The organism is Amycolatopsis rhizosphaerae (assembly GCF_007713715.1).
Classification (GTDB): domain Bacteria; phylum Actinomycetota; class Actinomycetes; order Mycobacteriales; family Pseudonocardiaceae; genus Amycolatopsis_E; species Amycolatopsis_E rhizosphaerae.
Genome location: NZ_VJWX01000750.1, coordinates 1 through 2194, shown reverse-complemented (window position 1 = coordinate 2194; position 2194 = coordinate 1). Strand labels below are relative to the sequence as shown.

The following is a 2194-nucleotide window of genomic DNA, read 5'->3' as shown; positions in this document are numbered from 1 at the left end:
CCGGCGGGGTGGCACCCGCGAACCGCGCGGTGAACTTCGTGAAGTCCCAGTCGTTCTGCGGCACGTTGCTGCAGATTCCGTTGTCCGTGCTCGCCCCGCAGGCCCGGTCGCGGTTGACCGACCAGAAGGTGAACCGGCCGAGGCCGTGTCCGGTGGCGTAGTCCAGCACGGTCTGGAAGTCCGACTGGTAGAAGTACTCCGCGGCGTCGGATTTGCCGTTCATGCCGGAAAAACCCTCGTGCGCGTACGCGGTGGCGCTGTCCCAGCCGAGGTGGTTCATCAGCAGGGTGTGGAACGCCTCCAGTGCGGCGGTCTGGCTCGCGGCCCCGGAGAACCCGCCGTCGAAGGGCATGATCGAGAAGTTGTCCGGGGTGAAGCCCAGTCCCTTGGCCTTGTCCAGCAACTGGGTGCCGAACCAGCCCGTCCCGGCGGAGGTGCCCGGCATGGTCACCGACACGAACAGCCCGGGGTTGTTCCGCTGCAGGATCTGCGCCGCCCCCAGCTCGTTGGTCATCGCGGCGTCGTTTTCGTACTCCGGCTCCTCCAGGTCGAAGTCGATGGCCCGCAGCCCGTACCGGTCGATCACCTGCTGGTAGGCGGCGGCGGTGCCGGCCGGGTTCGCGCAGGTCTGCCCCAGTTTCGTGCCGCCGTAGCCGCCGACGGACACCGAGACGTCGCCGCCCGCCGCCCGGATCCGGTCGATGACACCGGCGACCGTGGTGTCCGAAGAGACCGCGGAGGTGCCGTCCCAGGTGGGAGTGCACCCGCCGCCGTTCGGCGCGAGGATGAAGGCCAGCTGGAAGGCCTTCTGCCCGGTCGCGGCCATCACCGCGACCGGATCCGGCGGGTTGTTGCTCTGGGGCATCAGGTACGGCGCCGACGCGTACCAGTTGCTGCTCAGGGCCGTGCCGGCCGAGGCCGAGGCCGCCGAATGGCCTGCGATGGCGAGAGCGGCGCCCGCGGCCACCGCCGCGGCCGCAACGACTGAGGCGATCCTTTGACGGTGCACTGGTCCTCCTCGTGTGACGGGAGTTGCGCTCTTCGTAATGTGGACTAGACCACTGCGCCCGTCAAGGCTTTGGACTGGACCATTCAGGAAGCGGGCTCCGGTGGACCTCCCCGCCAGCACGGCATCGGCGCCGTACCGGTGGCCACTTCGAAGGCCGCGCGGGCCAGCAGGCGGGGGGAGTCGAGCGTGGGCAGCGGCGAGACGCCGGGCGTGACCAGAAGCGGGATCTCGGTGCACACCAGCGCCACCGCGTCACAGCCGCGCTCGGCCAGTTCCCCGATGACGCGGGCATAGGCGGCCCTGGATTCCTCCCGGACCACCCCGTCCAGCAGTTCCCCGAAGATGACCCGGTCGACCATCGCGCGGTCCTCCGGCCCGGGCACCACCGCGGTGATCCCCCGCCGCGCGAACGCCTCCGGGTAGACGGGGCCGTCCATCAGGTACCGGGTGCCGAGCACGCCGACCCGCCGGTACCCCTCCCGTTCGGCGCGGGCCGCCACCACGTCCGGAAGGTGCAGGCCCGGCAGCGCGAGGTCCTCCCCGGGGAGTTCGAGCGCGAGGTGCGCGGTGTTGTCGGGGCAGACGAAGAAGGCGGCTCCGGCGGCGGCCAGGCGCCGCGCGCTCCCGGCGAGGATCTCCCGGACCGCCCGGTGGTCGCCGGCGACCCACGCCGGCATGCTCCGGGCGAGCGGGACGAGGTCGAGGGTGACGTCCGGGTGGTCGTGCGGGCCCAGTTCGCGGAAACCCTCCTGGCAGAAGCGGCGAAAGCACAGAGCCGCCCCTTCGGCGCTGTGCGCGAGTATCCCGAGATGGTGCATCGTTCCTCCGACGTTCGTTCGATTTACCGAACACATCGTTCGGTATAGTGAACGGCGTCGTCAACCCCGGGAGGAAAAGGATCATGCCGCGCAAGGCCCCGCTCGACCTCATCGCCGCCGCGCTGCGGCGCGAACGCGCCCGCGCCGGGCTGTCGCTCACCGAACTGGCCCGCCGCGCGGAGGTGGCCAAGTCCACGCTGTCCCAGCTCGAATCCGGCACCGGGAACCCGAGTGTGGAAACGCTGTGGGCGCTGGGCACCGCGCTCGGCGTCCCGTTCTCCCGGCTGGTGGACCCGCCGGGCACAGCCGGCAGGCTGATCCGCGCCGGGGAGGGGCCCGCCGTGCCCGCCGAGGGTGCCGACTACAC

3 protein-coding genes are annotated in these 2194 nt (G+C 71.2%); 1 reads left to right on the top strand and 2 read right to left on the bottom strand.

Annotated features, from left to right (window positions below):
• Positions 1 to 1009, bottom strand: a 1009-nt coding sequence (locus FNH05_RS36380; RefSeq protein ID WP_144593373.1) for a chitinase, incomplete at its 3' end; no start/stop codon positions are given.
• Between the two features lie 83 nt (positions 1010 to 1092).
• The gene (locus FNH05_RS36375) at positions 1093 to 1827 is read right to left on the bottom strand and encodes an aspartate/glutamate racemase family protein (protein ID WP_144593372.1); all 735 of its coding nucleotides are present in this window, start codon (positions 1825 to 1827) and stop codon (positions 1093 to 1095) included.
• Positions 1828 to 1910: 83 nt separating this feature from the next.
• On the opposite strand from FNH05_RS36375, the gene FNH05_RS36370 reads away from it, so the two are divergent.
• Positions 1911 to 2194 (top strand): helix-turn-helix domain-containing protein (locus FNH05_RS36370; RefSeq protein WP_144593371.1); only part of this gene is annotated, 284 nt, incomplete at its 3' end.